This window comes from Neisseria sp. P0021.S006 (genome assembly GCF_051956895.1).
Genome location: NZ_JBQCWZ010001274.1, coordinates 1 through 441, shown reverse-complemented (window position 1 = coordinate 441; position 441 = coordinate 1). Strand labels below are relative to the sequence as shown.

Here is a 441-nt window from a genome sequence, read left to right as displayed (position 1 = left end):
TCATTAAATCTCTTCGATAACAATAGGTTAACATATTATTTGTTTATAAACAATCAAGGCTGTCTGAACTTTTAGGCAGCTTTTTTTAGATACGCGTTAGATTGATAGAGTTTTCTTTTTCTGAATCAGCAGCCTCAACGAAGTTGCCGTGCCATCAAGACTGTATCAGTATAGCCAGTCATAAAGGTTTTACGAATAAAAAGAAAAGGCCGTCTGAAAAATATTCAGACGGCCTTTATTCAAACTAAAGCCTACATCAGATGACTTCTAAAATGAAATACTGACGCAGTTTTTCGTACACATTATTTTGTACGTTGATACAACCATTGGTTATGATGCGGTCGGCCACATGAGGGGAGACGATGCGTTCCATGCGTCTTTCCTGTGGCTTGAGCGTCCATACCCTGTGTAACGCAAACAGAAAGTCATTTTCTTCTTTGA

General features: G+C 38.3%; 1 pseudogene. It reads right to left on the bottom strand.

Going from position 1 to position 441, the window contains the following annotated elements:
- Positions 1-256: 256 nt before the first annotated feature.
- Positions 257-441: pseudogene (locus ACTHUM_RS19850) on the bottom strand (murein L,D-transpeptidase); the annotation flags it as partial.